Origin of the sequence: Leucobacter chromiisoli (assembly GCF_016522505.1) — a bacterium.
In the GTDB taxonomy this organism is placed as follows: domain Bacteria; phylum Actinomycetota; class Actinomycetes; order Actinomycetales; family Microbacteriaceae; genus Leucobacter; species Leucobacter chromiisoli.
On record NZ_JAEHOH010000006.1, the window covers coordinates 265,477 to 291,877 of the forward strand.

General features: G+C 71.3%; 24 protein-coding genes. 17 read left to right on the plus strand and 7 right to left on the minus strand.

What is annotated here, in order from left to right; translation table 11 throughout:
• Positions 1-3: 3 nt before the first annotated feature.
• The 3 genes from JD276_RS05595 to JD276_RS05605 all read left to right on the plus strand — a co-directional run bounded on the left by JD276_RS05595 (position 4) and on the right by JD276_RS05605 (position 4,148).
• Positions 4-879, plus strand: a complete 876-nt coding sequence (locus JD276_RS05595) for a M48 family metalloprotease (protein ID WP_200114686.1) — start codon at positions 4-6, stop codon at positions 877-879.
• Between the two features lie 225 nt (positions 880-1,104).
• Complete coding sequence (locus JD276_RS05600; RefSeq protein ID WP_200114752.1) at positions 1,105-2,568, plus strand: MFS transporter; 1,464 nt, start codon at positions 1,105-1,107, stop codon at positions 2,566-2,568.
• A 101-nt stretch (positions 2,569-2,669) separates the two neighbouring features.
• Positions 2,670-4,148: an aspartate ammonia-lyase gene (locus JD276_RS05605; RefSeq protein ID WP_200114689.1), complete on the plus strand. Its 1,479-nt coding sequence runs from the start codon at positions 2,670-2,672 to the stop codon at positions 4,146-4,148.
• 216 nt (positions 4,149-4,364) lie between these two features.
• On the opposite strand, the gene JD276_RS05610 is transcribed toward JD276_RS05605, so the two are convergent.
• Positions 4,365-5,231 carry a fumarylacetoacetate hydrolase family protein gene (locus JD276_RS05610; protein ID WP_200114690.1) on the minus strand — a complete coding sequence of 289 codons (867 nt, stop codon included), beginning with the start codon at positions 5,229-5,231 and terminating at the stop codon, positions 4,365-4,367.
• Positions 5,232-5,500: 269 nt separating this feature from the next.
• Between JD276_RS05610 and JD276_RS05615 the strand changes: the two genes are divergently transcribed.
• The 5 genes from JD276_RS05615 to JD276_RS05635 all read left to right on the plus strand — a co-directional run bounded on the left by JD276_RS05615 (position 5,501) and on the right by JD276_RS05635 (position 11,051).
• Positions 5,501-5,872 (plus strand): FKBP-type peptidyl-prolyl cis-trans isomerase, encoded by a 372-nt coding sequence (locus JD276_RS05615; protein WP_200114691.1) that lies wholly within the window; start codon positions 5,501-5,503, stop codon positions 5,870-5,872.
• Positions 5,873-6,007: 135 nt separating this feature from the next.
• The gene (locus JD276_RS05620; RefSeq protein ID WP_200114693.1) at positions 6,008-7,444 is read left to right on the plus strand and encodes an NCS2 family permease; all 1,437 of its coding nucleotides are present in this window, start codon (positions 6,008-6,010) and stop codon (positions 7,442-7,444) included.
• Positions 7,445-7,712: 268 nt separating this feature from the next.
• Positions 7,713-9,092, plus strand: coding sequence for an FGGY-family carbohydrate kinase (locus JD276_RS05625; protein ID WP_200114695.1), 1,380 nt, complete (start codon positions 7,713-7,715; stop codon positions 9,090-9,092).
• A gap of 25 nt (positions 9,093-9,117) precedes the next feature.
• Positions 9,118-10,011 carry a hypothetical protein gene (locus JD276_RS05630; protein ID WP_200114697.1) on the plus strand — a complete coding sequence of 298 codons (894 nt, stop codon included), beginning with the start codon at positions 9,118-9,120 and terminating at the stop codon, positions 10,009-10,011.
• Between the two features lie 62 nt (positions 10,012-10,073).
• Complete coding sequence (locus tag JD276_RS05635; protein ID WP_200114698.1) at positions 10,074-11,051, plus strand: LacI family DNA-binding transcriptional regulator; 978 nt, start codon at positions 10,074-10,076, stop codon at positions 11,049-11,051.
• Positions 11,052-11,105: 54 nt separating this feature from the next.
• Here the strand turns inward: JD276_RS05635 and JD276_RS05640 are convergent, their stop codons facing one another.
• The 3 genes from JD276_RS05640 to JD276_RS05650 all read right to left on the minus strand — a co-directional run bounded on the left by JD276_RS05640 (position 11,106) and on the right by JD276_RS05650 (position 14,877).
• The gene (locus JD276_RS05640; RefSeq protein WP_200114699.1) at positions 11,106-12,311 is read right to left on the minus strand and encodes an ABC transporter substrate-binding protein; all 1,206 of its coding nucleotides are present in this window, start codon (positions 12,309-12,311) and stop codon (positions 11,106-11,108) included.
• A gap of 302 nt (positions 12,312-12,613) precedes the next feature.
• A complete protein-coding gene (locus tag JD276_RS05645; protein WP_200114700.1) occupies positions 12,614-13,441 on the minus strand; it encodes an inositol monophosphatase family protein in 828 nt (275 codons plus the stop codon).
• Positions 13,442-13,593: 152 nt separating this feature from the next.
• On the minus strand, positions 13,594-14,877 hold the full coding sequence (locus JD276_RS05650; protein ID WP_200114703.1) for an ammonium transporter: 1,284 nt from the start codon (positions 14,875-14,877) through the stop codon (positions 13,594-13,596).
• A gap of 350 nt (positions 14,878-15,227) precedes the next feature.
• Here JD276_RS05650 and rpsO point away from each other — a divergent pair, with 350 nt between their 5' ends.
• The 4 genes from rpsO (at position 15,228) to JD276_RS05670 (ending at position 17,679) form a co-directional block, all read left to right on the plus strand.
• Complete coding sequence (rpsO, locus tag JD276_RS05655) at positions 15,228-15,497, plus strand: 30S ribosomal protein S15 (RefSeq protein ID WP_200114709.1); 270 nt, start codon at positions 15,228-15,230, stop codon at positions 15,495-15,497.
• 207 nt (positions 15,498-15,704) lie between these two features.
• Positions 15,705-16,349, plus strand: a complete 645-nt coding sequence (locus tag JD276_RS05660; RefSeq protein ID WP_200114710.1) for an SRPBCC family protein — start codon at positions 15,705-15,707, stop codon at positions 16,347-16,349.
• The gene (locus JD276_RS05665; protein ID WP_200114711.1) at positions 16,346-17,032 is read left to right on the plus strand and encodes a DUF4166 domain-containing protein; all 687 of its coding nucleotides are present in this window, start codon (positions 16,346-16,348) and stop codon (positions 17,030-17,032) included. The genes JD276_RS05660 and JD276_RS05665 overlap by 4 nt, the downstream gene beginning before the upstream one ends.
• Positions 17,029-17,679: a DUF4166 domain-containing protein gene (locus JD276_RS05670; protein WP_200114712.1), complete on the plus strand. Its 651-nt coding sequence runs from the start codon at positions 17,029-17,031 to the stop codon at positions 17,677-17,679. Before JD276_RS05665 ends, JD276_RS05670 begins: the two co-directional genes overlap by 4 nt.
• On the opposite strand, the gene JD276_RS05675 is transcribed toward JD276_RS05670, so the two are convergent.
• Together JD276_RS05675 and JD276_RS05680 are read right to left on the minus strand one after the other, a co-directional pair.
• Positions 17,657-18,703, minus strand: coding sequence for a LacI family DNA-binding transcriptional regulator (locus JD276_RS05675; protein WP_200114713.1), 1,047 nt, complete (start codon positions 18,701-18,703; stop codon positions 17,657-17,659). The genes JD276_RS05670 and JD276_RS05675 overlap by 23 nt on opposite strands.
• Positions 18,704-18,768: 65 nt before the next feature.
• The gene (locus JD276_RS05680) at positions 18,769-19,773 is read right to left on the minus strand and encodes a carbohydrate kinase family protein (protein ID WP_200114714.1); all 1,005 of its coding nucleotides are present in this window, start codon (positions 19,771-19,773) and stop codon (positions 18,769-18,771) included.
• Positions 19,774-19,957: 184 nt separating this feature from the next.
• On the opposite strand from JD276_RS05680, the gene JD276_RS05685 reads away from it, so the two are divergent.
• Entirely contained in the window at positions 19,958-20,797 is an 840-nt protein-coding gene (locus JD276_RS05685) for a class I fructose-bisphosphate aldolase (protein ID WP_200114715.1), read from the plus strand.
• Positions 20,797-21,942 (plus strand): Gfo/Idh/MocA family protein, encoded by a 1,146-nt coding sequence (locus JD276_RS05690; RefSeq protein WP_307866475.1) that lies wholly within the window; start codon positions 20,797-20,799, stop codon positions 21,940-21,942. The genes JD276_RS05685 and JD276_RS05690 overlap by 1 nt, the downstream gene beginning before the upstream one ends.
• Positions 21,943-21,958: 16 nt before the next feature.
• Here JD276_RS05690 and JD276_RS05695 read toward each other — a convergent pair whose 3' ends face one another.
• On the minus strand, positions 21,959-22,621 hold the full coding sequence (locus tag JD276_RS05695; protein WP_200114716.1) for a DUF2510 domain-containing protein: 663 nt from the start codon (positions 22,619-22,621) through the stop codon (positions 21,959-21,961).
• 195 nt (positions 22,622-22,816) lie between these two features.
• Between JD276_RS05695 and JD276_RS05700 the strand changes: the two genes are divergently transcribed.
• Genes JD276_RS05700 through ggt form a run of 3 tightly spaced genes read left to right on the plus strand, consistent with a single transcriptional unit; the run spans position 22,817 to position 26,379 of the window.
• Positions 22,817-24,529, plus strand: a complete 1,713-nt coding sequence (locus JD276_RS05700) for an L-lactate permease (RefSeq protein ID WP_200114717.1) — start codon at positions 22,817-22,819, stop codon at positions 24,527-24,529.
• Positions 24,530-24,553: 24 nt separating this feature from the next.
• Positions 24,554-24,730: a hypothetical protein gene (locus tag JD276_RS05705; RefSeq protein WP_200114718.1), complete on the plus strand. Its 177-nt coding sequence runs from the start codon at positions 24,554-24,556 to the stop codon at positions 24,728-24,730.
• Positions 24,731-24,732: 2 nt separating this feature from the next.
• Positions 24,733-26,379, plus strand: a complete 1,647-nt coding sequence (ggt, locus tag JD276_RS05710; RefSeq protein WP_200114719.1) for a gamma-glutamyltransferase — start codon at positions 24,733-24,735, stop codon at positions 26,377-26,379.
• Positions 26,380-26,401: the final 22 nt, after the last annotated feature.

Here is a 26,401-nt window from a genome sequence, read left to right on the forward strand (position 1 = left end):
CACGTGTACAGCGCGATACGCCGCAACAAGGTCAACAGCGTCCTCATCATCCTCTTCTTCCTCCTCATCGTGGGAGGGCTGGGCTGGCTCGCGGCCTACATCTACCGGTCGCCGGGCATCGTCATCGCGGTCGTGGTCTGCGCCCTGGCCTATGCGCTGATCCAGTACTTCGCCGCGGGCAGGCAGGCGATCTCCATGAGCGGGGCGCAGCGCATCACCGAGGCGGACAACCCTCGTCTGTACCGGATCGTCGAGAACCTGTCGATCACGACGGGGACGCCGATGCCCGAGGTGTACATCGTCGACGACCCCGCGCCCAACGCCTTCGCCACCGGGCGGGATCCCGAGCACGCCATGGTTGCGGCGACGACGGGCCTGCTCGACATCATGACCGACCCCGAGCTCGAGGGCGTCATGGCGCACGAGCTCGGGCACGTCCGCAACTACGACATCCGCGTGTCGATGGTCGTCTACGGGCTCGTGGTGGCGGTCTGCATGATCTCCGACGTGCTCGTGCGCATGGCCTTCTTCTCGCGCGGCAACAACAACAACGGCAACCCCGTCGTCATGATCTTCGGGCTCGTCGCCATGCTCGTCGCGCCGCTCGTCGCGAGCCTCGTGCAGCTCGCGGTGTCGCGTCAGCGCGAGTACCTCGCCGACGCGACGGGGGCGCTCACCACGCGCCACCCCGAGGCGCTCGCGAGCGCCCTGCACAAGCTGTCCGAGTACGGCCGGCCGCTCGCGAAGCAGAACTCGAGCATGGCGCACCTGTGGATCGCCGACCCGCTGAAGCCGGGGATGATGCAGCGCCTCTTCGCCACGCACCCGCCGATCCCGGATCGCATCCACCGCCTGCTCGACATGGGCGGGAAGTTCTAGGCGCCCCGCTACCGGCAGGCACGCGGCGGCTCGGCACGCGACGTCACGCGGAGGCCCGGCACGCGACGGCACGGGCGGCCCGGCACGCGACGGCACGGGCGGCCCGGCACGCGGAGGCACGGGCGGCACGGCACGCGGAGGCACGGGCGGCACGGCACGGGCGGCTCGGCACGCGGAGGCGTAGAGTAGGGGCAGCCGAAGGAGGTCGCCCCACCCGTGCCCAGCATGTTCCGCTCCCTGTCCGTCCGCGACTACCGCATCTGGTTCGCCGGAGCGCTCGTGTCCAACGTGGGAGCCTGGATGCAGGCGACGACGCAGAACTGGGTGGTGCTGACCGAGCTCACGGACGGCGACGCGATCGCCGTCGGCGCGACGATGGCGCTGCAGTTCGGACCCCAGCTGCTGCTCGTCCCCTTCAGCGGCGCGGTGGCCGATCGCTTCGATCGACGGCGCGTGCTCATGGTCACCCAGTCGCTGCTGGGGCTGCTCGCGCTGGGCCTCGGCCTGCTGCTGGTCAGCGGCGCCGCCGAGCTGTGGCACCTCTTCGGCTTCGCGCTCATGCTGGGGGTCGTGAACGCCTTCGACACGCCCTCGCGACAGGCGTTCGTGTCGAACCTGGTCGGCCCCGATCAGCTCTCGAACGCGGTCGCGCTGAACTCGGCGTCGTTCAACTCGGCGAGGCTCATCGGTCCCGCGGCGGCGGGGGTGCTCATCGCGGCGGTCGGCTCGGGGTGGGTGTTCATCATCAACGCAGCCTCCTTCCTCGCGGTACTCGCGTCGCTCGCGGCGATCCGCACATCCCGGCCCGCGCGCGCAGAGGCCGCACCCGGGGAGTCGCAGCTGCGGCAGCTCGCGGCGGGGTTCCGGTACGTGCGCCGCAGACACGATCTCCTCGTGATCTTCGTCATGGTGTTCCTGCTCGGCGCGTTCGGCATGAACTTCCCGGTGATGTCGTCGACGATGGCGGTCGAGTTCGGGCGGGGCGCGGGCGAGTACGGGGTGCTGTCGTCGATCCTCGCCATCGGATCCCTCACGGGCGCGCTCATGGTCGCCCGGAGGCCGGCGGCCCGCATGCGCGCCGTGATCCTCGCGGCCGGCGGGTTCGGGATCGCCTGCGCCGCCGCCGCCCTGATGCCCACCTTCTGGAGCTTCGCCGCCACTCTCGTGCTGCTGGGCTTCTGCACCGCGACCCTGCTCACCACGGCGAACGGCTTCGTCCAGACCACGACCGATCCGGCGGTCAGAGGTCGGGTGCTGTCGCTGTACCTCGCGATCCTCATGGGCGGCACGCCGGTGGGCGCCCCCGTGGTCGGCGCCGCCGCCGACGCCCTCGGGGCCCGGTGGACGCTCGTCGTCTCGGCCGTCGCGGGGTTCGCGGCGTGCATCATCGGCGTGTGGTGGCTGTTCGCCGAGCGCGGGCTGCGGTTCCACTTCTCGAGAGGGCGGGGCTTCGCGGTGACCCACGCGGGCAGGCCGGGGGTCGACGACGACCACTCCGCGCAGGAGGAGACGCTCACCGCCCCGCTGTCCGTGCTGAGGCGGGATCCGCACCTCTTCGCGCCCGTCGACTCGGCTCCGCAGGCGGTGCCCGCCGCCGAGTCGATGACGGGCTCGATCTCGGTGCAGCGCCCTGTCGACGAGGGTCGGGGCGGTCGCCGCCGGCGGCGGCGCGGCCGGCCGCGCCGGTGATCCGACCGCTTTTCGGCAAAGTCCTCCGCCGGGCGTAGGCTGGGAGCGATCCCGCGGCGGGCAGGCCGCCGAAACGTTCGATCCAGGAGTGAAGAATAACCGTGAGTGATTTCCTGTCCGCTCAGACCCGCACCGAGACGGACTCGCTCGGAAGCGTCGAGATCCCGGCCGCGGCGTACTGGGGCGTGCACACCGCCAGGGCGCATGAGAACTTCCCGATCGCCCGCCGGCCGATCTCGGTGTACCCCGACTTCATCCGGGCCTTCGCGTGCGTGAAGCAGGCGGCCGCACGCGCCAACCTGGAGATCGGCGCGCTCGACGAGCAGCGGGCCACCCTGATCGACCGGGCGTGCGAGGAGGTGAAGACCGGCATGCTGCTCGATCAGTTCGTGGTCGGCGTGGTGCAGGGCGGCGCCGGAACCTCCAGCAACATGAACGTGAACGAGGTCATCACGAACCGCGCGCTCGAGCTGGCCGGGCGCCGGAAGGGCGACTACTCGTTCATCAACCCGAACGACCATACGAACCACAGCCAGTCGACGAACGACACGTACCCGACGGCGATCAAGATCGCCCTCGCGTTCTCACTGCGCAGTCTGCTGGACGAGCTGGAACTGCTCGCGGACTCGTTCGCGGCGAAGGGCCGCGAGTTCTCGCACATCATCAAGGTGGGCCGCACGCAGCTGCAGGACGCCGTGCCGATGACGCTCGGCCAGGAGTTCAACGCCTTCGCGGTGACGCTGCGCGAGGACGTCGAGCGTCTCACCGAGGCCGTCACGCTGCTGCGCGAGGTGAACATGGGCGCCACCGCGATCGGCACCGGCATCAACGCGCCGAAGGGCTACAAGGAGGCCGTGATCCGCCACCTGCGCGACATCACCGGCCTCGAGCTTGTCACGGCGGGCGACCTCGTGGAGTCGACGAGCGACACCGGCGTGTTCATCACCTTCTCGGGGGCGCTCAAGCGCAGCGCGCTGAAGCTGTCGAAGATCTCGAACGATCTGCGGCTGCTCTCCTCGGGCCCGCAGGCGGGACTCGGCGAGATCAACCTGCCCGCCCGCCAGGCCGGCTCATCGATCATGCCGGGCAAGGTGAACCCCGTGATCCCCGAGGCCGTCTCGCAGGTCGCCTACTCGGTGGCGGGCGCCGACGTGACGGTGTCGATGGCGGTCGAGGCGGGCCAGCTGCAGCTCAACGCCTTCGAGCCGATCATCGCGCACTCGCTGTTCCAGTCGATCACCTGGCTCGAGCGCGCCTGCCAGACGCTGCGCATCAACTGCGTCGACGGCATCACGGCGAACGAGGATCGCCTGGCCGAGACCGTGTCGCGCTCCGTGACGGTGATCACGGCGCTCGCCCCCGTGATCGGCTACGCGGAGGCCGCGAAGCTGGCGAAGGAGGCGCTCGCGACGAACGCGAAGGTGTCGGACATGGTCGTCTCCCGCGGGTTGCTCGACCAGGCGCAGCTCGACGAGATCCTGCAGCCGGCGAAGCTCGCCGGGCTCGCGCCCGAGACCGGGGCGATCGACACCATCCCCGGCGAGGAGCTCGACCAGACCGGTGTGAAGGGCGAGGCGTAGGCGGGGACGCGGAGCGTTTCCGCCCACGCCTCGCGCGGCTACTGCCGCGGCCCACGGAGCGGAGCGAGGGGTGGAGGCGTAGGCGGGGACGCGGAGCGTTTCCGCCCGCGCCTCGCGCGGCTACTGCCGCGGCCCACGGAGCGGAGCGAGGGGTGGAGGCGTAGGCGGGGACGCGGAGCGTTTCCGCCCACGCCTCGCGCGGCGAAGAACGACCCGCTAGGCCTCGGTGCAGTGCGAGGTGAGCGCGCCGATGCCCTCGATCGTCACGGTGACCTCGGTGCCCGGCCGCAGGTAGAGCGGGGGCTTGCGCGAGCGGCCCGCACCGCCGGGGGAGCCGGTGGAGATGAGGGTGCCGGGCAGCAGGGTGAGCGACTGCGAGATCGCGGAGATCAGCTGCGCGACGCTGCGGATCATGAACTCGGTCGTCGAATCCTGCACCCGCAGCCCGTCGACGTCGGTGGTGAGGTGCAGCGCCTGGGGATCCGGGATCTCGTCGGCGGTGACGACGACCGGGCCGACGGGGGTGAACCCGTCGAACGACTTGCAGCGGCACCACTGCGGCTCCTGGAACTGCAGGTTCCGAGCGGTGATGTCGTTGACGACCGTGTAGCCGAAGACGTGCTCGAGCGCCTCCTCGGGGGCGACGTTCTTGGCGGGCGTGCCGATGATGACGCCGAGCTCGCCCTCGTAGTCGACCTCCTCGCTCAGGCGGCGGGGGAGCGGCACCTCTCCGCCGTGCCCGTTCAGCGAGTTCGGGAAGAGCGAGAAGAGCACGGGCCCCGAGTCGTTGTCGAGGCTCAGCTCGCTCGCGTGCTCGTCGTAGTTGAGGCCGACGGCCAGCACGGTCGGCGGATTCAGCACGGCCGGAGCGTATGCGAACCCGTCCAGCGCCGTGCCCGATCCCTCGGGAAGCGCCGCGGCGGCGTCGCGCACCCGCGCCAGGGCCTCGGGGCCGGCGGCGACGAGATCCTGCAGCGTGTCGAACGACTCGCCGAGGTCCCGCACGGATACGGCGCGGTCGCCCTCCACTGCGAAGAGTTCGGGATCGGAATCTGGGGTTCGGCTCAGGTGCGCAAATCTCACTCCCCCAGGGTATCCGAACGCCCGAGGCGGGGCGGTGGGGTTTGCTCCCGGGTTTCGACGCGAAATTTAGAGGTCCGGCGCAAGCGGGCTCCCGGCTCCGGGTCGGCCCGGTGCTCGGCCGGCTGCTCCGTGGATCCGACCCGGGGCGCGGCCGGGCGGATCCGAACCGGGGCGGCCGGGTGCTCCGTGCGCCCGCCCGGGGCGCGGGCGGAGTTCCCTGTGAGCGAATTCGGAGGCGGGAAGCCGCGGGAACCCGTAAGAATGGAGGCATGAGTGAATCACCGCTGACCAAGCCCGAGATCGAGTTCCCCGAGGGCCCCGCCCCCACCGAGCTGCAGATCGTCGACATCGTGGAGGGCGAGGGCAGCGAGGCGCTGGCCAGCTCCACCGTGGAGGTGCACTACCTCGGCGTCGAGTACGACACGGGCGAGGAGTTCGACTCCTCCTGGAGCCGAGGGGAGACCATCAACTTCCCGCTGCGCTCGCTGATCCAGGGCTGGCAGGTGGGCATCCCCGGCATGAAGCCCGGCGGCCGCCGCAAGCTCATCGTGCCCCCGGCGCAGGCCTACGGCAACGCCGGCTTCCACCCGCTCGCGGGCAAGACCCTCATCTTCGTGATCGACCTGGTCTCCGTCAGCTAGCATCACCCGTCGCCCATCCCCGGGCATCGGCGCCTCGCGCCCGCACCGACCGCGTCCGGTGCGGGCGCGAGGCGTTTCTCAGGTGATACCTTCTGTGTGTTACGCAAACGCCGGAGCGCACGAACGGAGACAGGCTTGGCTCAGCAATCAGAGGCGACGGGGCTGCGGGAGCGGGTCGACCGCTACTTCGAGATCACGGAGCGCGGCTCCTCCTTCGGGCGCGAGATCCGGGGCGGTCTGGTCACGTTCGTGACCATGGCGTACATCGTGGTGCTCAATCCGATCATCCTCACGACCACCGAGGACGTCGCCGGCACCCAGCTCTCGTTCCCCGCCGTGAGCGCCGTGACGGCCCTGACCGCCGGAGTGATGACGATCCTCTTCGGCATCGTCGCCCGCATGCCGTTCTCCTTCGCGGCGGGTCTCGGCATCAACGCGTTCCTCGCCTTCTCCGTGGTCGGCCAGGTGACCTGGCCCGAGGCGATGGCCCTCGTCGTGATCAACGGCGCGCTCATCGTGCTGCTCGCCGCGACGGGCCTGCGCCGCATGATCTTCGACGCCGTGCCGGTCGAGCTGAAGATCGCCATCACGGTGGGCATCGGCCTCTTCATCGCCTTCATCGGGTTCGTGAACGCCGGGTTCGTCACCTCGACCGGCAATCCCTCCCCGCCCGTGGGGCTCGGCGTCGGCGGCTCGGTCGGCAGCGTGCCGACGCTCATCTTCGTGGTCACGCTCATCGTCACGGGAGTGCTCGTCTCGACCAAGGTCAGGGGCGGTCTGCTCATCGGCCTGGTCTCGGGCACCCTCATCGCCGTGATCGTCGAGGCCGTCTGGGGCATCGGCCTGGCCGGGGAGGACAACCCCGGGGGCTGGAGCCTCACCGTGCCCACGCTGAGCGGAGCGCCCTTCAGCGTGCCCGACCTGAGCCTCGTCGGCGCCGTCAGCTTCGACCTCGGCCGGGTGGGCGTCGTGACGGTCGTCATGCTGGTCTTCACCCTGCTGTTCACCAACTTCTTCGACGCGATGGGAACGTTCACGGGCCTGTCGCGGGAGGCGGGTCTCGCCGATGAGAAGGGCAACTTCCCGCGTCTGAAGTCGGCGCTCGTCGTGGAGGGCGTCGGCGCCGTCGCCGGCGGCCTCACCTCGTCGTCCTCGAACACGGTGTTCGTGGAGTCGGGCGCCGGCATCGGCGAGGGCGCGCGCACCGGCTTCGCCAACATCGTCACCGGGCTCGTGTTCCTCGCCGCGATGTTCCTCACGCCGCTCACCCAGATCGTCCCGACCGAGGTCGCGGCGGCCGCCCTCGTGATCGTGGGCGCCATGATGATGACCCAGATCAAGGCCATCGACTTCACCGACTTCAAGGTGCTGCTGCCGGTGTTCCTCACGGTCACCGTGATGCCGATGACGTACTCCATCGCGAACGGCATCGGCGCGGGCTTCGTCTCGTGGGTGCTCGTGCACGCGCTCGGAGGCAAGGCGCGACAGGTGCACTGGCTGCTCTGGATCGTGGCGGCGGGCTTCGTCGTGTTCTTCGCCCGCGGGCCGATCGAGGCGCTGCTCGGCGTCTGAGCGGGCGGCGACCGCGCGGGTCCCGTCCACTTGCGCGGGCTGCGCGGGCGGGATCGCGGAACTCGCCGACCCCTCGGTCGATGCATCCATTTGACAAGGGTGCCCCGCTCGTTCCACCATAGAAGCATAAGTCACCGGTGTCATGCCGGGATTTCCGCCCCTGATTCTCCGGTGAGAGGAGCCCCGTGGACATTCCCGGGAAGCGAGCGCGGCAGGGCCGCCGCGCTCTGACCGCTCGAACGCCGTCGGTTCTGCGGCGGGTCCGCCCGTGAGCGGGCCGCTGTTCGCGGGGCTGGATCTCGGCAGCACGAGCATCAAGCTGCTGATCCTCGACGGTGAGGGCGTCGAGCTGCTCACCGAGCAGGTGGCTACGCCGTGGCGGCACGGCCCGGGCGGCACCACCGAGCTCGACGCGGACGCGCTGACGGCGGCCATCGAGGATCTGCTCGGCGCGGCGGCCCGCCGGCTCGCAGAGGTCTGCGCGGAGGATCGCGCCGATGCCGATGCCGATGCTCGTATCGCCGGGCTCGCGATCGCGGGGATGGGGGAGACGGGCTTCCTCGTCGACGGATCCGGCGCGCCGGTCTCGCCCGGCTTCGCCTGGTTCGATCCGAGGGGCCGCGAGGAGGCGCTCGCCCTGCCCGCCGAGGTGCGCCGCGAGTTCGCGGGCCGCACGGGGCTGCCGCTCGGCGCCCAGGTGACCGTCGCGAAGCTCGCGCACCTCCGCGCCCGGGGGATGGACCTCGAGGGCAAGCGGTGGCTGAACCTCCCCGAGTTCGTCGCGATGACGCTCGGCGGCGACGTCGCCCTCGAGTACTCGCTCACCTCGCGGACGGGCCTGCTCGATCAGGACACGGGCGAGCCCTGGCCCGCCATGCTCGAGGCCCTCGGCGTCGGATCCTCCTTCCTGCCTCCGCTGCGCAGCGGCGGGGACTCGTGGGGGGCGGTCGGCGCGGACGTGCCACCGCCCTTCGCCGGAGCCCGCCTGGCGGTGGCCGGCCACGACCACCTGGTGGCCGCCGAGGCGGGCGGAGGCATCGACCCGGATCGCTACCACGTGTCCATGGGCACGGCGGAGGTGCTGCTCCGCGTCATCGACGGCCCGCTCGGCTACGAGGCCCGCACCCGCCTGGCGGAGCGCCTCATCAACGAGGTGCGCCACGTGGTGCCGGGCAAGCACGTGCTCGTCGCGGGCGTGAAGTCGGGGCTCGTGCTCCGTCGGGTGCTGCAGTCGGTCGGGATCTCGGATCGCGCGGGGCGGGATGCGCTCGACGCCGCGGTGATGGAGCTGCCCTACGAGGGCGCGCTCGAGGACGACGGGATCGAGATCAGCGGCGCCCGTAACGACGACGGCGTCTTCCGCATGACGGTGCGCACCGACGGCGTGAGCCCGGCCGAGATATTCGGCGCGGCGCTGCGGCACAGCAACGACGAGATCGCGATCCTCATCGAGGCCATGGACCGGGAGATCCCGCCGGCGACCTCGTCGCTGCTGACCGGCGGCTGGGTGGGCATGCGGGCCGTGCAGCGGGCGCGCGGGCGCGTGCTGCCCGACATCGCCGTCTCCTCCCGAGGGCAGGACACCGCCTACGGCGCCGCCCGCACCGCGATGCGCTCGACATCACCGGCTCACCCGCGAGCCGAGTAGGAACCACGAAGGAAAGAAGAGGGCAATGAACGATCTGACCACCATCGAACGCCGCGGCATGGCGGCGATCTCGACCCCGGACGGCCGCATGCTCATCGTCGCGGCCGACCAGCGCAACGGGATGAAGGCCGCCGTGAAGGACGCGCCGCAGGGCTCCGACGCGATCACCCGCGAGGAACTCGCCGAGGTGAAGGCGGACCTCGTCCGCGGCCTCGGCAACCACGCCCCCGCGATCCTGCTGGATCCCGAGGTCGCCCTGCCGGCGATCGTCGACGAGGGCGTCCTGGCGCGGGACACGGCGCTCGTAGTGGGTCTCGACGCCTCCGGCTTCGAGACCGTGGACGGCCTGCGCTACACGCGATTCGTGCCGGGCGCGACGCCGCGGCGGGCGCGCGAGCTCGGCGCGGACGTCGCGAAGATGCTCTGGTACACGCGGCCCGACCGGCAGGACGCCGACTCCCGCGTCGCGCAGGACATCCGCGACCTCGTCGCCGAGTGCGAGGCGGAGGGGCTGCTGCTGATCGTCGAGCTGCTCACCTACCAGCTGGAGGGCGAGAGCGACGAGGAGTACGCGGCGGCGTTCCCCCGCCTCGTCGCCGAGGGAGCCCGCCTCGCGGTCGAGTGCGGCGCGAAGGTGCTCAAGCTGCAGTACCCGGGATCGGCCGAGGCCTGCGACGCCGTCACCGACGCCGCCGCGGGGGTGCCCTGGGCCGTGCTCTCGGCCGGCGTGGATCACGAGACGTTCGTGGGGCAGGTCGCCACGGCCGTCGCGCACGGCGCCGCCGGTGCGATGGCGGGCCGGTCGCTCTGGAAGGACAGCCTCTCGTACTCCGCGGACACGCGCCGCGAGCTGCTCGCCGAGCGGGCCCTGCCGCGCCTCCGCGAGCTCGCCGAGGCCGTCGCGGGGGAGCGGATCTGACGGCGGGCCGAGGATAGTCTGGAGTCGATGCCCCGGAGCGGGGCCGGGAGGGGAGCTGGCGCATGGCGACGATGCGGGAGGTCGCGGCACGGGCCGGCGTGAGCCCCAAGACCGTGTCGCGCGTCTTCAACGACGATCCCCACGTCACCCCCGAGACCCGCGCACGCGTGGAGCGCGTGATGCGCGAGCTGAACTACGTGCCGAACGCGCTCGCCACCACGTTCCGCTCGGGGCGCTCGCGGGCGATCGGGGTGGCCGTGCCCGACATCGTCGACCCCTTCTTCGCCGCGATCGCGCGGTCGGTGGAGGGGGTCGCCCGAGAGCACGGCCTCTCGACGCTCGTGACGAGCCTCGGCGAGGATCCGGCTGAGGAGCGCGGCGCGATCGAATCCCTGCTGGCTCGCCAGTTGACGGGGCTGGTGCTCGCTCCGGTGGGGACCGTCCACTCCTGGCTCGCCAGGTGGCAGGGGCACACGTCGATCGTCTTCGTGGATCGGGCGCCGCTCGACATCGTGGCCGACAGCTTCACGGACGACGACCGCGGCGGCGCCGTGGCGGGCACGCAGCATCTCGTGGAGCACGGTCATCGGCGCATCGCCTACCTGGGGGACCGGCTGGATCTCTCCACCGAGATCAACCGGCTGGCGGGCTACCGCGCGGCGCTCGAGCGGGCCGGGATCGCATTCGACGAGGGCCTCGTCGTCGCGAACACCGCCCGCAGGGAGCCGGCCCGGGCCGCACTGGACCGACTGCGCTCCCTCGCTGACCCGCCGACCGCGATCTTCTCCTCCAACGCCCGCACGTCCATGTCGCTCGTCTACGCGCTCGCGGGGCGCCCGACGCCGGTGGTCGGCTTCGGGGACTTCCCCTTCGCCGACGCCGTGACGCCGGCCTTCACCGTTCTCGACCAGAGCCCGGCCCGCCTGGGCGAGCTGGCGGCGCGGCGCATCTTCGAGCGGGTGGAGCACCCGGACCGGTCGCTCGAGCGCAGCATCACCCTCGACGTCGCCCTGCTCGAGCGAGCGTCGTGCGGCGTGTGAGGGGCGGTTCCTCTGAGGGCTGATGGTAGGGGCGGGTGATCGGGGACCGGAGCGCTAGTTGCCGAGGATCTTCTGGTAGGCCTGCGCGTAGCGGTTGTCCTCCTGCGCCGAGATCGAGCGCATGTCGAACACGCGCGCCGACATCTCCTCGTCGGGGAACACGAGGGGGTTCTCGGCCATCTCGGGGTCGATCTTCTCCATGGCCTCCCGCGCTCCGGCCACCGGGGTGACGTACTCGACGTACGCGGCGACCTCGGCCGCCACCTCCGGCTCGTAGTAGTAGTCGACGAGCTCGTGCACCTGCTCGGCCGCCTCGGTCGCCTCCGGCATGCAGAAGGAGTCGATGAAGAGTGTCGCGCCCGCTTCGGGCACCACGAACTTCCAGATCTCCTCCCCGGCCTCCGAGTTCAGGATCGCGATGTCGCCGGACCAGGCCATGCCCGCGAGCACGTCCCCCGACTCGAGGTCCTGGGTGTACGAGTTGCCCTTGACCGTCGCGACCTGGCCGCTCCGCAGCTGCTGCTCGACGAGGTCGAGACCGGCGAAGAACTCGTCGTCGCCCCAGTCCCCGGTGATGTCGACGCCCTGCTCCAGCATCACGAGCCCGATCGTGTCGTCCTGCTCGCTCAGCAGGCTCACCTTGCCCTTGAGGTCGGGGTTCCAGAGATCCGAGACGCTCTGCACGCCCTTCGGATAGAGCTGGGTGTTGTACACGAGCCCCGTCATGCCCGCCTGGTAGGGGATCGAGTGCTTGCGGTCGGGGTCGAAGGAGGCGTGCTGCACCATGTCGATCATCTGCGCCTCGACGTTCGGCATGAGCGACCGGTCGAACTCGCGCAGCTGATCCTTCTCGAAGAGGCGCACCAGCGATGAGTCGGTGAGGCAGAAGACGTCATAGCCGGTGTCCTGGCCGAGTTCGAGCTGGTCCTTGATCTTGCCGATGAACATCTTGTTGTCGTCGATGTCCTCGATGTACTGGACGTCGATGTTGGTCTGCTCCATGAACGCGTCGAGCGTGGGCCAGGTACCGGCGTCCTCGTCGTAGTCCAGATAGTAGGTCCAGTTCGCCCAGCGCACGGTGCCGCCCGAGCCGTCGCCGGGGCCGCTGCCGCCGCCGCACGCCGTGAGCGAGCCCGCACCCAGGACGGCGGCGCCGAGAGAGGCGCCGCGGAGGAGCTGGCGGCGACTGAAACTGGCGGCCTGCGCTCGCCGCACGAGCTCTCGGATCACGGGGTCGGTGGGCATCGGGCGGTGAGCCATGTGCGTCTCCTCGGTGAGTCTCGACTGGCCGCCTCTCTGCGGCCTCGTGGCCCATCCTGGCACGGGGGTCGAGCTCCGGGGCGGCCGCCTCACCGCTCCGTTACTGAGTCGAGAGCAAAACGCCGATCGGGGCGCGGACACCCGAACATCGTGAGCGTCGCGACCGTCCGTCGGCGCACTGCGCCGACGAAAATTCGGTTCTCGGCGTGCCCGCGCCGGCGCCGCGCCGCACCCAGCGCGTCCGCACCGCCTCCAGCGAGCGCGGTTCGACCCAACGAGCGCGGTTCGGCTCAGCGCGAGGTTCAGCCCAGTGCGGCGCGCAGCTGCTCGGCGAGGCCCGGAGCCGCCGCGACGAGCAGCGGCTCGCCGGGAGGGGTGTCCGCGTCGCGGCCGAGCAGCGCCGCGCCGGCCTCGCGTGCGATGAGGGCCGCGGCGGCGTAGTCCCAGGGGTTCAGGCCGCGCTCGTAGAACCCGTCGAGCCGCCCGGCGGCGAGGCCGCAGAGATCGTAGGCGGCCGATCCGATCCGGCGGATGTCGCGCACGCGGGGGATCAGCCGGGCCACCACCGCGGCCTGCTCGGTACGCCGCTCGACCGTGTAGCCGAAGCCGGTGCCCACGAGGGCGAGGCCGAGGTCCGCGACGCCGGAGACGCGGATGGGATCGCCGTTCAGGCGCGCGCCCCCGCCCTCCCACGCGTCGAACAGCTCGTTCGTGCGCGGGTTGTACACGGCCCCGGCCACCGCTCGCCGGCCGTCGGCGAAGGCGTGCGGGTCGACGACGGTGGCGGCGACGCTGACGGCGTAGGCGGGGATGCCGTACAGGTAGTTGACCGTTCCGTCGATGGGGTCGATCACCCAGGTGATGCCGCTCGTCCCCTCGCGGCCCGCGCCCTCCTCGCCGAGGATGCCGTCGCCGGGCCTCGCCCGCACGATCGCCTCGACGAGGAGCCGCTCCGCCTCGCGATCCGCCGCCGTCACCACGTCGGTCGCGCTCGACTTCGTGGCCGCGACGGCGACCCCGTCCTCGCGCATGCGCTGCACCTGCTCGCCCACTGCGGTCGCCAGTTCGGCGGCCAGCGCGGCGAGCTCCTGCGGGGTGGTGTCGAGCGCGGTGGTGTCGGTTGCGGTCATGCTGTTGAGCCTAGTCCTGTTCGACGGCCCGGCCGCGCCGCGGCGATCGGGGCCGCCGGGGCCGGCGGCAGTCCCGACGGGACGCACCCGGGCCCCGGTCCCGCGACGGCCGGAGGGGCCGAGGCGGGCCGGGGCCCGGGCGTTGCGGACGGTCAGCGGTTCGCGGCGGGAGCCGGCGTTCGCATCTCCGAGGCCGCCTCGGCGCTCACGGTCGCCGCCTCGACGGCCGCTGCGGGAGCATCGATCAGCGCGTAGGCCTCCTCGCCGTGGGCGTGGCCGTCGATCCCGGCCTCCTCGACCTCCGGCGGGACGCGCAGGCCGGTGAGCGCCTTCACGCCGAGGGCGATGAGCAGCGACACCACGAAGGAGTAGAGCATCACGCCGACCACCGAGATCGCCTGGACCATCAGCAGCCCGGCGTCGCCGCCCATGAACAGGCCGTCGTCGAAGGCGAAGAAGCCGAGGTACAGGGTGCCGAGCACGCCGGCGACCAGGTGCAGGCCCACCACGTCGAGCGAGTCGTCGTAGCCCAGGCGGTACTTCCAGTCGATCGCGAAGGCGCACACGCCGCCGGCGATGAGGCCGAGCAGCAGCGCCCAGACGGGGGCGAGGTTCGCGGCCGAGGGCGTGATCGCCACGAGGCCCGCGATCGCGCCGGAGGAGGCGCCCACGACCCCGGGCTTCCTGCCGCGGAGCGCGTCGACGGCCAGCCAGCCGAGGATGCCCGCAGCCGGGGCGCCGATGGTGTTGAGCAGGATCAGGCCGGCCTCGCCGAGCTCCGTCGCGAGCCCCGAGTTGAAACCGATCCAGCCGAACCACAGCAGCGCGGCGCCGATCGTGACGAGCGGCACGCTGTGGGGGCGGTGCGAGCCCGGGGCGAAGCCGCGACGCTTGCCGGCCACGATCGCGAGGGCGAGGGCCGCGGCGCCGGCGTTGATGTGGATCGCGGTTCCGCCGGCGAGATCGATGACCTCGGGGGTGCCCAGCCAGCCGCCGAGGCTCATGATCCAGCCGCCGCCCCACACCCAGGCCGCCACCGGGAAGTACACGAGCGTGGCCCACACGCCCGAGAACAGCACCCAGGAGCCGAGGCCGACGCGATCTGCGATGGCCCCCGAGATCAGCGCGGTCGTGATCATCGCGAAGACCGCCCCGAAGCCGATGCCGATGAAGTCGGCCGAGTCGGTGCTGATGAGGCCGAAGTCCTTGAGCGGGCTGCCCGAGAACCAGCCGCCCTCGCCGTCGGCGAAGTAGCTCATTCCGTAGCCGAAGAGGATCCAGAGCACCGCGACGACGCCCATGGCGCTCACACTGAAGAGCATCATGTTGACGACCGAGCGCACCCGGACGAGGCCTCCGTAGAAGAGCGCGAGGCCCGGGGTCATGATGAGGACGAGCGCCGTGCTCGCCAGCATCCAGACGTCTGTGGCTTCCATTGCTGCCGCCTTTCCCCGGGCGAGCCCGGATCCGTTTCTGCACCCAGTGTGCGCGGCGGCTGTTTCGGAGGCGTGTCTTCGCCATTTCCTCGTCGTAACCGTTCTGAAACGGATGCGGCGCCGTGTTTCGGGGGAGCGGAGCACGGGAGTCCGGCTGCGGCGCCGACGAACTCGGGGACGCTTCTGCGCGTGGATCCGTCGAGAACCGTGCTGAAGCGTCCCCGAGTCGAGCGGCGCATGGAGGGTCGGGAGGGTGCTAAGATGTACAGGTTGCCGTCAGAACGGCCGCGGATAAAGAGAGCCCCAGCATCCCGCTGACGGCGCCGCGCAGCAAGAGAGAGGGGATCCCTATGGCACTGCCCGCAGAGGTCAAGAAGGCGATCATCGAAGAGTACGCGACCCACCCCGGCGACACCGGTTCCCCCGAGGTGCAGGTGGCGATGCTCTCCCGCCGGATCAAGGATCTGACCGAGCACCTGAAGACCCACAAGCACGATCACCACTCGCGCCGCGGTCTCCTGCTGCTCGTCGGTCAGCGTCGCCGGCTGCTGGGATACCTGCAGAACGTCGACATCAACCGCTACCGTTCGCTCATCGAGCGCCTCGGCCTGCGTCGATAGTCCCGGATCCGGCATCGCCCGGCACCGTCTGCGAAGCGCCCGTCCCCGCTGGGGGCGGGCGCTTCTGCGTTCGCCGCCTGAGCCGCGTCAGCGGGCGAGCGTCGAGAGCCGGGAGCCGAGCCGCCCGAGCAGCAGGAGACCGCGGCGCGAGGGCCGCACGCCCCAACCGGGCTTTCCCCGGCGGTGCCGCTCGATACCCTGGGTGGCATGCCACGATCTCCACGCCGGCCCCGAGACCGCGCCCTCTACGTCGAGACGCTGATCCGCGCCCCGATGGAGCGCGTGTGGGAACTGACGCAGGATCCCGAGCTGCATGCCAGGTGGGACGCGCGCTTCAGCGCGATCGTCCCGCTTCGCGTGCGCGCGGACGGCGCCGCGGAGTTCCGCTACGAGCTGAGGGTCGGCCCGTGGACGATCCGCGGCACGGGCGTCTCGCTCGGCGAGCGGCGCGGCCGCGGCGGCGAGCGCACCTCGGCGCTCGTCTTCGAGAGCGGGAGCGCGCTCTCCCCGCTCGCGAGCGGGCGCGGGTACTGGCGCTACGTTCCCACCGACGAGGGCGTGCGGTTCTGCACGGGCTACGATTACGCGCCGGGCTGGGGGATCCTCGGCCGGGTGCTCGACCCGCTCCTCACCCGCCGCCTCGTGTGGCGGCTGACGGCGTGGAGCTTCGACCGGCTGCGGCTGTGGGCGGAGGACGGCGTCGAACCCGAGCGGGTGCGGCCGTGGCGCGGGTGGCGCCCGGGCGGACTCCGAGCGCGAGCGCGGAACTGCCGGTCGCGGCCGGAGCGCCGGACCGGGCGCACGATCATGCAGGGGGCGCCCGAGGCGCTGGGAAGGATCGGGCGCCGATGACCACCACCGAGGGCATCTTCAGGCTCGCGCTCGGAGCGGACTTCGAGCGTCTCCACCCGCAGATGCAGCGCCGCTTCGGCGTGGGCGTGGGAGCCGGATACGGCTGCATCGGTCATGGCGTGATGACCGAGATGCGCCGGGGCCCGTGGTGGACGGTGCCGTTTCTGCGGCTGGGGTCGCTGCGCAACATCATGTTCCCCGAGCAGGGGCGGAACGTGCCCTTCCGCATCGACAACCACGCGTACATCGACGGATTCGGGCGCGAGACGGTCACCTTCGTGCGCACGATGGAGGTGCGGCGGGGCCGCCGCCGCCGCTTCGACGCCACCATGATCTACAGCGAGCGGCGCGCGCGGATCGTCGACTACCTGGGGACGCACCAGCACCTGGCCGTTGACCTCGAGCTCGGCGTCACCGAACACGGCGGCCTGCGGCTGGCGTCGGGCGAGCAGCGCTTCTACGAGGGGCCCCTGGCGTTCCGATTCCCGCGGCTCTTCACGGGGTCGGCGCACCTCACCGAGCACTTCGACGACGAGCGCGAGGTGTACGTGATCGACCTCGAGGTGCGCAATCGCCTGCTCGGCAGGCTCTTCGGCTATCGGGGCGAGTTCGCGTGCGAGTTCCCCGAGCGTCTGGAGGCTCCGGCCTCGGTCAAGCCGTACCGCGAGGAGCCGCGCGAGTGAACGCCCGGGAGTCGGTGTTCACCCGGGTGCTGGGCGAGGAGGAGGTGCGGCGCCTGCGCCCCGAGGTCTTCGAGTACGTCGCGGGGCCGCCGCGCGGCGACGACGATCGGGGATCGCACCACGGCGTCGGCGAGGGGGTGTTCGAGATCGCGGGCAGCCCCTATCGCCGGCTCGTGGCGCTGCTGCGGCCGTTCACGGGGCCCGACCTGCTGGTGTCGCGCTACGAGCGGAACGTGCCGTTCACGGTGGTCAATCGCCCGCTGCGGCTCGCCGACGGGAGTCTCGCGCTCGCCGCGGAGCGGATCTTCCGCTTCCGCTCGGGGGAGCAGCGGTTCGTCGACGTGCTCTACGGCGGAGGGCCGGCGGGCGCGCTGCGGAACGTGCTCGGCGCGCGGGGGCGGATCGAGCTCGAGCTGGTCTGCGCCGTGACGGCCGAGGGGCACCTGAGGATGGAATCCCGCGGGACGCGGCTGCGCGTGGGGAGGAGGAGCGTGCGGCTGCCCCGGCTGCTCTCCGTGCTGGCCGAGGTGGAGGACGGCTACGACGCGGCGCGCGGCGTCCGCACCATCTCCGCCGCCGTGAGGAACCCCGTCCTCGGCACGGTCGTGGAGTACCGCGGCAGCTTCACCTACGCGTACCGCGGCTGACCGCCTCCGTGCGGCGCAGGCGAACGGGCAGGATCACGCGCTGAGGATCCGGCCCGGGGCGCTGCCTGCGCTGGATGCGCTTGTAGAGGAGCGTCGCCGCGGCCCGGCCGAGCTCGAAGCCGTCGGCCTCCACCACGGTGAGGGGGAGGGGGAGCAGATCGGCGAAGCCCGACTTCCCGAAGCCCGCGACGGCGACCTCGGCACCGCGGCTCATCACCTCGGTCGCGGCGCCGACCATGATCTCGGCGTTCGCGCAGAAGATGGCGGTCGGCGGGTTCGCCGCGTCGAGCAGGTGGGCGACGGCCCGGGCCGCAGCCGCGCGATCCATCAGGCCGATGACCGCCGGGGCCTGCGAGAGCAGGAAGCCGGCCTCGCGAAGCGCGTCTCCGCAGCCGCGTCTGCGCTCCCGCATGGTCGTGATCGCCATCGTGCTGAACAGCAGGGCGATGCGCTCGTGGCCCTCGGCGATGAGCGCGGAGATCGCGGCCCGGGATCCGCCGGCGTTGTCGAAGGCGACGATGTCGCCGGTGATGCCCTCGGGTTCGCGGTCGATGAAGACGACGGGGATCCCGGCGTCGATCTCCCGCTGCAGCGCGCGGTAGTCGCCCCCCGTCGGCATGACGATGAGCCCGTCGATTCGGCGCTGCGCCAGCCCCGCGGCGAGCGCCAGGTCCTCCTCGCTCGAGTCGGATTCGGCGGTGCTCGCGGTGATGAGGTGCGCGGTGTGCCGCTTCGCGACGGTCTCCACGCCCGACACGGCCGCGACGGTGAACTCGCTCGACAGGTTCTTCGCGATCATCGCGATGGTCTGCGTGGACTCTCCCGACTTCAGCTTCGACGCCAGGTAGTTGGGGCGGTACCCGAGCTCGGCCACGGCGACGCGCACCCGATCGGCCAGCTCGGGATCGACGGTCGCGACGCCGTTCATCACCCGCGACACCGTCTTGATGCTGACGCCCGCCAGCTTGGCGACATCGGTGATGGTCGGGCGACGCGGCTTGCCTGCGGGAGCGGAGTCGCCCACGTGGCCTCCTCGGATTCGGCGATGCGCGGTTGGACCCTCCTAGCTTGCCATGCCGAGGCTCGCCCTCAGTTCCGCCCCGCACCGCCGGCGGCGATCGGCAGGCCCTGGATCCATTGCGACGCGACCAGCGTGGCGGTGCCCGCCGCCTGCTCGGGCCCGAGCCCGGATGCGATGCCGTAGAGCAGACCGGCCGAGGCGGAGTCTCCGGCCCCGTTGGTCGTGACGACCTGAGCGATGTCGCGGGCGGGAGCCCAGCTGGTGGAGCCGGCCCACGCGTCGGAGAGCGACTCCAGCACACGGCCGCCCGCCGCCAGACGCTCGGCGGAGGCGACCCGCACGAGCAGGCCGTCCTCGCCGGCCGAGAGCATCACGATGCCCGCCCCGGCCTCGATCATCTCGTCGGCGAGGGCGAGCAGCCCCTCCTTCGTCGACACCGGCCCGGTCTCGAGCGCCGAGGTGAGGTCGTCGAGGCTCGGCGAGAACACGTCGACCTCGGGGAGCGTGCGCGCGAGGATGCCGTGCCAGTCGAGCTGCCCGATGGGCGAGGTCTGGTCGACGACGGCCAGGTCGAGCGAGGTCGTGACCCCCTCCCGGCGCGCGCGCTGCATGAGGGCGACGAGCGGGGCCCCGTCGTCGGTGAGCAGTCCCGGCACGAGGGACGGGTAGCCGACGTGGAGCAGGTCGATGCCCGCGAGATCGACCCCCGTGCCGTCGAACTCGCCGTTGGCCCCGGTGTGGTGCCAGAAGCTCCGGTTCATGCCGGCCGGCTCGATGACGATCGAGTACGAGGTGCCCGAGCCGTCGGACACGCGGATCTCGCTCGTGTCGAGCCCGGTCCCGGCGATGTCGCGCACGACCGCCCGGCCGAGGTCGTCGTCGCCGACCATGCCCGCGAGCCTCGGCGACGCGTCGAGGGCGTGCAGCACCCGCCCGACGTTGACGATGCAGCCGCCGGGATTGATCGTCAGCGGGCCGACGTCGTAGAGGTGGCCGGGGGTCATGCCGATCCCGAGCGGCAGCTTCGGGGTGAGGTCTGCGCAGACGTGGCCTGCTACGGCGATGTTGAACAAACGGGTCTCCTCTGTGTGCGGACGGGCGCGGTCGGGCGGCCCCTCGCGGCCCGGTCTTCTGCGCAGAATAGCAGGGTCGGCCGGGCGGTGAGGCCCCTTCCGGTCCATGCTAGACAACGTTGTCTCGGTTGGCTAGTATGGCTCGCGAACCATGATCCCCAGGATCCACCAGGAAGGACCTCCAATGGCGATGTACCGACTGAACCGGCTGTTCAACCCCGAATCGGGCCGCGCGCTCGACGTCGCGATCGACCACGGCTTCTTCGGGGAGCGCAGCTTCCTCGACGGGACCGAGAACATCGCCAGGGCGATCTCGGTGCTGGTCGACGCGAACCCCGACGCGATCCAGCTCACCCCCGGGCAGGGCCGCCTGCTGCAGCAGATGCCGGGCAAGGCGAAGCCCTCCCTGGTGATGCGCACCGACATCGCCAACGTCTACGGCGTGCCGCTCGACGACCACCTCTACAGCCACCACTTCGCCGACGCGGTGGAGCAGGCCGTGCGCCTCGACGCGGTCGTCGTGGTCGCGAACCTCATGCAGCTGCCGAACCGCCCCGACGTCCGCGAGGCGAACATCAAGAGCATCATGGCGCTGAAGAAGGAGACCGAGCGCTACCAGATGCCGCTCATGATCGAGCCGCTCGTCATGCGCGACAACAGCGAGAACGGCGCCTACCAGGTCGACGGCGACGTGCGGAAGATCGAGACCCTCGTGCGCCAGGCCGTCGAGCTCGGAGCCGACCTCATCAAGGCGGACTTCTGCGACGACGCGACCGAGTACCACCGCGTCATCGAGATGGCGGGCGACGTGCCCGTGCTGGTGCGCGGCGGCGGCCGCGCCTCCGACCGCGAGCTGCTCGAGCGCACCCGCATCGTGCTCGACCAGGGTGCCCAGGGGCTCGTCTACGGCCGCAACATCGTGCAGCACAGCGATCCCGCCGGCATCACCCGCGCGCTCATGGCGATGCTGCACCAGGACGCCGACGTCGAGACCGCTCTCGCGATGATCGGCGGGGCGGAGTAGTGCCGCAGGACGTCCGCATCGGGATCGTCGGCGCGGGGCTCATGGGGCGCGAGATCGCGACCGCGATCCAGCGCTGGCCGGCGCTCATCGACCACCCCTGCGCGCCCCGCGTCACGGCGGTGTGCGACATCAACCCCGCCGCGATGGAGTGGTTCGAGCAGCTCGGCACCGTCGAGCTCTTCACGACCGACTTCGAGGAGCTGCTCGCGTCCGAGCAGGTGGACGTCGTCTACATCGCCGTCCGCCACGACCTGCACGAGGCGATGTACACGGCCGCGATCGCCGCCGGCAAGGACCTGCTCGCCGAGAAGCCGTTCGGCATCGACCTGGCGGCGGCGAGGCGCATCGTGCAGTCCATCGAGGAGCACCCCGAGAGCTTCGTGCGCTGCTCGAGCGAGATGCCGTTCTTCCCGGGTGCGCAGATGGCGATCGACATCGTCCGGTCGGGCGGGATCGGTCGGGTCATCGAGGCCGAGAACAGCTTCTGGCACTCCAGCGACTTCGACCTCGAGAAACCGATCAACTGGAAGCGCCAGGCCCGCTTCTGCGGCGAGGCGGGCGTCATGAACGATCTCGGGCTGCACGCGCTGCACGTGCCGCTGCGCCTCGGCTGGGATCCGGATCGCCTGTTCGCGGTGCTGCAGGATCTCGTCCCCGAGCGCCCGGACGGCCAGGGCGGCACTGCCGTCTGCGACACCTTCGAGAACGCCCAGCTGCACGGCATCGTCGAGACGGAAGAGGGCGGGTTCCCCCTCTCGGTGTCCATGAAGCGCATCGCGCCGGGCGAGAAGAACACCTGGACCTTCCGCGCGATCGGGCTCGAGGGCGGTGTCGAGTTCTCGACGAAGAACCCCAAGCAGGTGCGCGTGCTCACCTCGTACACGTTGCCCGGGGGCGGCGTGGAGCAGGCGTGGTCGGCGATCGAGGCCGGTTCCCAGTCGGTGTGGCCGACCGTGACCGGCGGCATCTTCGAATCGGGCTTCTCCGATTCCATCCTGCAGATGTGGGCCGCCTTCCTCGCGGAGCGCGCGGGTCAGCTGGGCGACCGGTTCGGCTGCGTCAGGCCGGAGGAGGCCCTCCGCACTCACGAGATCTACGCGTCGGCGATCCGCTCGCACGAGGAGCGCTCGGTCGTCTCGGTGTGACCCGCGAACTGCGGGCTCAGGAGACGCCGGGTGCGATGCCGTACGACCAGAGCACCTCGTTCAAGACCCGCTGCGTGATCCACACGATCCACGCCGTCATGCCGATGAGGTACGCCGCATAGAGCGCGATGTGGGTCCAGAGCGGCCAGCCGGGGGTGTCCCCGACCTTGCGCAGCACGACGTGCCGGCCGATGAGGTAGACGATCGCGCCGAGGAACGCGAAGGCCCAGTGGAACGGCCGGACGACTCCGATGCCGACGAGGCGGCGGTAGTCGCGGTACGCCGCCACGACGGTCATGGCCATCACGCCCCAGCTGAGGACGGTGATCCCGAGCAGATAGCCCGCGTAGGCGAGCAGGCCCGACGGGTCGCCGGACAGCGTCGCCCGGATGTAGCCGGAGAAGTCGAAGAAGAAGACCGCGGGTGCGATCGCGAACGGCACGATCGCCGTCGTCCAGGTCCAGCCGTTGTCGACCGAGGCGCCAGGCGGCAGCGCCGGGCGCCGGGGAGGTGCGCCGGATCGGTCGACGTCCTGCGTCGCTCGCTCCCGGCCCGCCGGTTCCCGGTCTCCCGGCGCGGCGGGAGCCGTGTGCTCGGTCCATGCCGTCCCGTCCCACCATCGGACGGCGCCGGATCCGTCCGCGTACCAGCCGGGGGAGATGGTGCTCTGCTCGTCCATCACCCCAGCCTAACCTCCGGGCGGAGGCGGTGGTCGGGCTCTGCCGGGCTCCGCGCGCCCGCGCGCGCGTAGCGGTTCTGCGGCGAGACGACAACCCGCTGGCGAGGTCGGCGAACTCTTTTCTACGTTAACCCGAACTACTTCCCTCCGGACCCGCGGAGCAGTCCGGCGGACGACGAACGAAGGAGAGTGGGCATGATCGGGAGAGGGATCGCGGACACCGCCTCGGCATGGAGGGCGAGGCTGATCGCCGAGACGGCCCCCGCGCAGGAGGACGACCTCACGGACACCGCGCTTCCCCTCGACGTCTGGCACTGGGTGCTGGTGATCATCCCGATCGTCGTGCTGCTGTTCCTCTACGTCGGGCGGCGCTGGGCGGGGCCCGAAGCGGCGCCGATCGGGCTCGCGCTGAGCGTGATCATCGCCGCGACCTTCTTCCAGACGCCCTGGGAGACGCTCTCGGTCGCGGGCGCGAAGGGGATCTGGGACGCGCTGCCGATCATCCTGGTGGTCGTCGCGGCGCTCATCCTCTACCGCGTGGGCACGGCCGCCGGGGCCTTCGTCTCCATCAGGAGAGGCGTGGAGCGGTACTCGAAGAACCGGGTGTTCCTCGTGCTCGCCTTCGGGTGGATCTTCGCCTCCTTCGCCCAGGGGATCGTGGGGTTCGGCACGCCCATGGTGATCGTGGCGCCGATCCTGCTCGCGCTCGGGGTGAAGCCCCTCTACGCCGTGCTCGTCGCGCTCATCGGACACTCGTGGGCGAACTTCTTCGGCACCCTCGGCGTCGGCTGGCTCGCGACCGAGCAGGTGGTGGAGCTTGAGGACACGGCGATGACCGCGGTGCTCACCGCGCTCGTGCTCCTCATCCCCATCGCGGCCAGCGGTCTCGGGATCGCGTGGATGGTCGGGCGCGGGCGCGCCGTCGTCCACGCGCTGCCGTTCATCGGCGTGCAGACGCTCGTGCTCGGCGGCGTGCAGCTGGGCGTCGTCTTCTTCAGCCCCGAGCTCTCGACGTTCCTCGCGGGCTCGGCCGCGCTGCTGATGCTGCTCGTGCTGGCGCGCTGGAAGCGCTACAGCGAGCCGGTGGAGCTCGAGAACACGCCGGCGCTCGAGGAGGAGGCGGACTCGGAGGAGGACGCCGAGGACGAGGCGAAGCCCGTCATGAGCCTGTGGATGGCCCTCACCCCCTACGGGATCCTCACCGTGCTCTCGGTCGCGGTGCTGCTCATCCCGCCGGTCGAGTCGTTCCTCGGCCGGCTCGCGTTCGCCCTGCCCTTCGCGGAGACGACCACGGGCTACGACGTCGTGATCGACGCGGAGGACGCCTACGCCCCCTACACGCCCCTCACCCATCCGAGCGGCCTGTTGCTCCTCGCGGTGCTGGCGACCCTGTTGATCTACCGCTCGCGCGGCTACTTCGCGAAGTGGCGGGATCGCAGCGACCCCCCACCCGTCCTGCGAACGGCGCTCTCCGACGGGGCGCCCGCGATCGCCTCGATCGTGGTGTTCCTCGTGCTCGCGAGCGTCATGAGCCACTCCGGGCAGGTGGACGTGCTCGCGCTCGGCATCGCGCAGGTCACCGCGCCCCTCGTCTACGCGTTCGCCACGCCCCTCGTCGGTGTCGTCGGCGCGCTCGTCACGAGCAGCAGCACGTCGTCGAACATCCTCTTCGCCCCGCTGCAGGACGCGGTCTCCCGCTCCCTCGACCTGCCGCAGGCCGCCGTGCTCGCCGGGCAGAACGCCGGTGGATCCATCGGCAACGTGGTGGCCCCGGTGAACCTGACGCTCGGCGCGAGCGCGGTCGGGATCGCTGGGCAGGAGGGGAGTCTCCTGCGCATCGCCGCCCTCTGGATGGTTCCCGTCGCGATCCTCGTCGGGATCGCGACCATGCTCTTCACGCTCATCTGATCGTCACGACGAAAGGAATCCCGCATGTCGACCGATACCTGGCAGATCGCGGCGGTGGTGGCCATGGTCGCCTCGCTGCCGCTGCTGGCGTGGGCCGGCAACGCCGAGGCGCTCGCCGGCGGCGTCGCCGGGGGCGCCGTGTTCACCGTGGGCGCGGCGGCCCTCACCGTGCTGCGCTTCGCACCGACCGAGGAGGACTGACCATGCACGCCGATGGACCGCTGACCGGACGACCGCCCGCGGTGGCCGAGAGGGGGATGGTCGCGACGCCCCACGCCCTTGCGACGGAGGCCGGGGTGGTCGCCCTCCGCCGAGGCGGATCGGCGGTCGACGCCGCCATCGCCGCGAACGCCGTGCTCTGCGTCGTCTACCCGCACATGGCCGGGCTCGGCGGCGACGCCTTCGCGCTCATCAAGCGTCCGGGCACCCCGCTCGAGGCCCTCAACGCGAGCGGCCCGGCGGGGGCGGCGGCCCACCGGGACTGGTACGCGCAGCGCGGCTGGACCGACGCCATCCCCGACCGGGGACCGGCAGCGGCGCTCACCGTGCCGGGCGCCGTCGACGGCTGGCGGATCGCGCACGAGCGCCACGGCCGTCTCGACTGGAGCGAGTTGTTCGCCGACGCCATCCGGCTGGCGCGGGAGGGGTTCGCCGTCGGCCGGTCGCTCGCCTCGTGGTATCCGAAGGACGCCGGACTGCTGCGGGACTGCGCCGAGTCGTCGCGCGTCTTCCTCTCCGACGGCCGGCCGCTTCGGCTCGGCGAGCGCCTGCGCAACCCGGACCTCGCCCGCACCCTGGAGCTGGTCGCCGATCGCGGCGCCCGCGGCGCGTTCTACGAGGGCGAGGTCGCGGAGCGGCTGTGCGCGGGGATCGACGGCAGCCCGCTGGAGCCCGACGATTTCGCGGGCTACGCGGCCGAGTGGGTGGACCCGATCCTGGGCGGCTACCGGGGCAAGACCGTCGCGCAGTTGCCCCCGAACACCCAGGGGTTCACGGTGCTGCAGATCCTTGGCATGATCGAGAACTACGACGTGGCCTCATGGTCCGACCTCGGCGTCGACTACCTCCACCACGTCATCGAGGCGACGAAGCTCTCCTTCGCGGATCGGGACGCGTGGCTCACGGACCCCGACCACGAGCACGTGCCCGTCGAGGAACTGCTCGGCTCGGACTATCTGCGGGGGCGATCGGCGGAGATCGCGCGGGACGCCTCGCTCGACATGGGCGACGTCCCCTCCGGCGTGCCGGGCGGGTGGACGGGCGAGCGGGCCGTGCCGGGCGGCGACACCTGCTACCTCAGCGCGGTCGACGAGGACGGCACGTTCGTCTCGCTCATCCAGTCGATCTACCACGACTTCGGCTCGGGGGTGGTCGCCGAGGGCACGGGGGTGCTGCTGCAGAACCGCGGTTCCTTCTTCGAGCTCGACGCCGAGCACCACAACTCGCTCGAACCCGACAAGCGCACCTTCCACACGCTCATCCCGGCCATGATGCTCGACGGCGACGAGCCCTGGGCCGCGCTCGGCAGCATGGGCGGTGAGGGGCAGCCGCAGACGCAGGTGGCGATGATCACCAGGATGCTCGACTTCGGCTACGACGTGCAGCAAGCCATCGAGGCCCCGCGGTGGCTGACGGGGCGCACCTGGGGGAGCGAGTCGCAGGACCTGTGGCTCGAGGGCCGCATCCCGGACCCCGTGGTCCACGAGCTCGAGCGGCTCGGGCAGCCCGTGCGGATGCTGCCCGACTGGGACGACAACACGGGGCACGCCCAGGCGATCCGACGGACCGAGAACGGCTTCCTCGAGGGCGGGGCCGATCCGCGCGGCGACGGCCTGGCGCTCGGCTACTGATCGGCGCCGGAAACGACGTGCG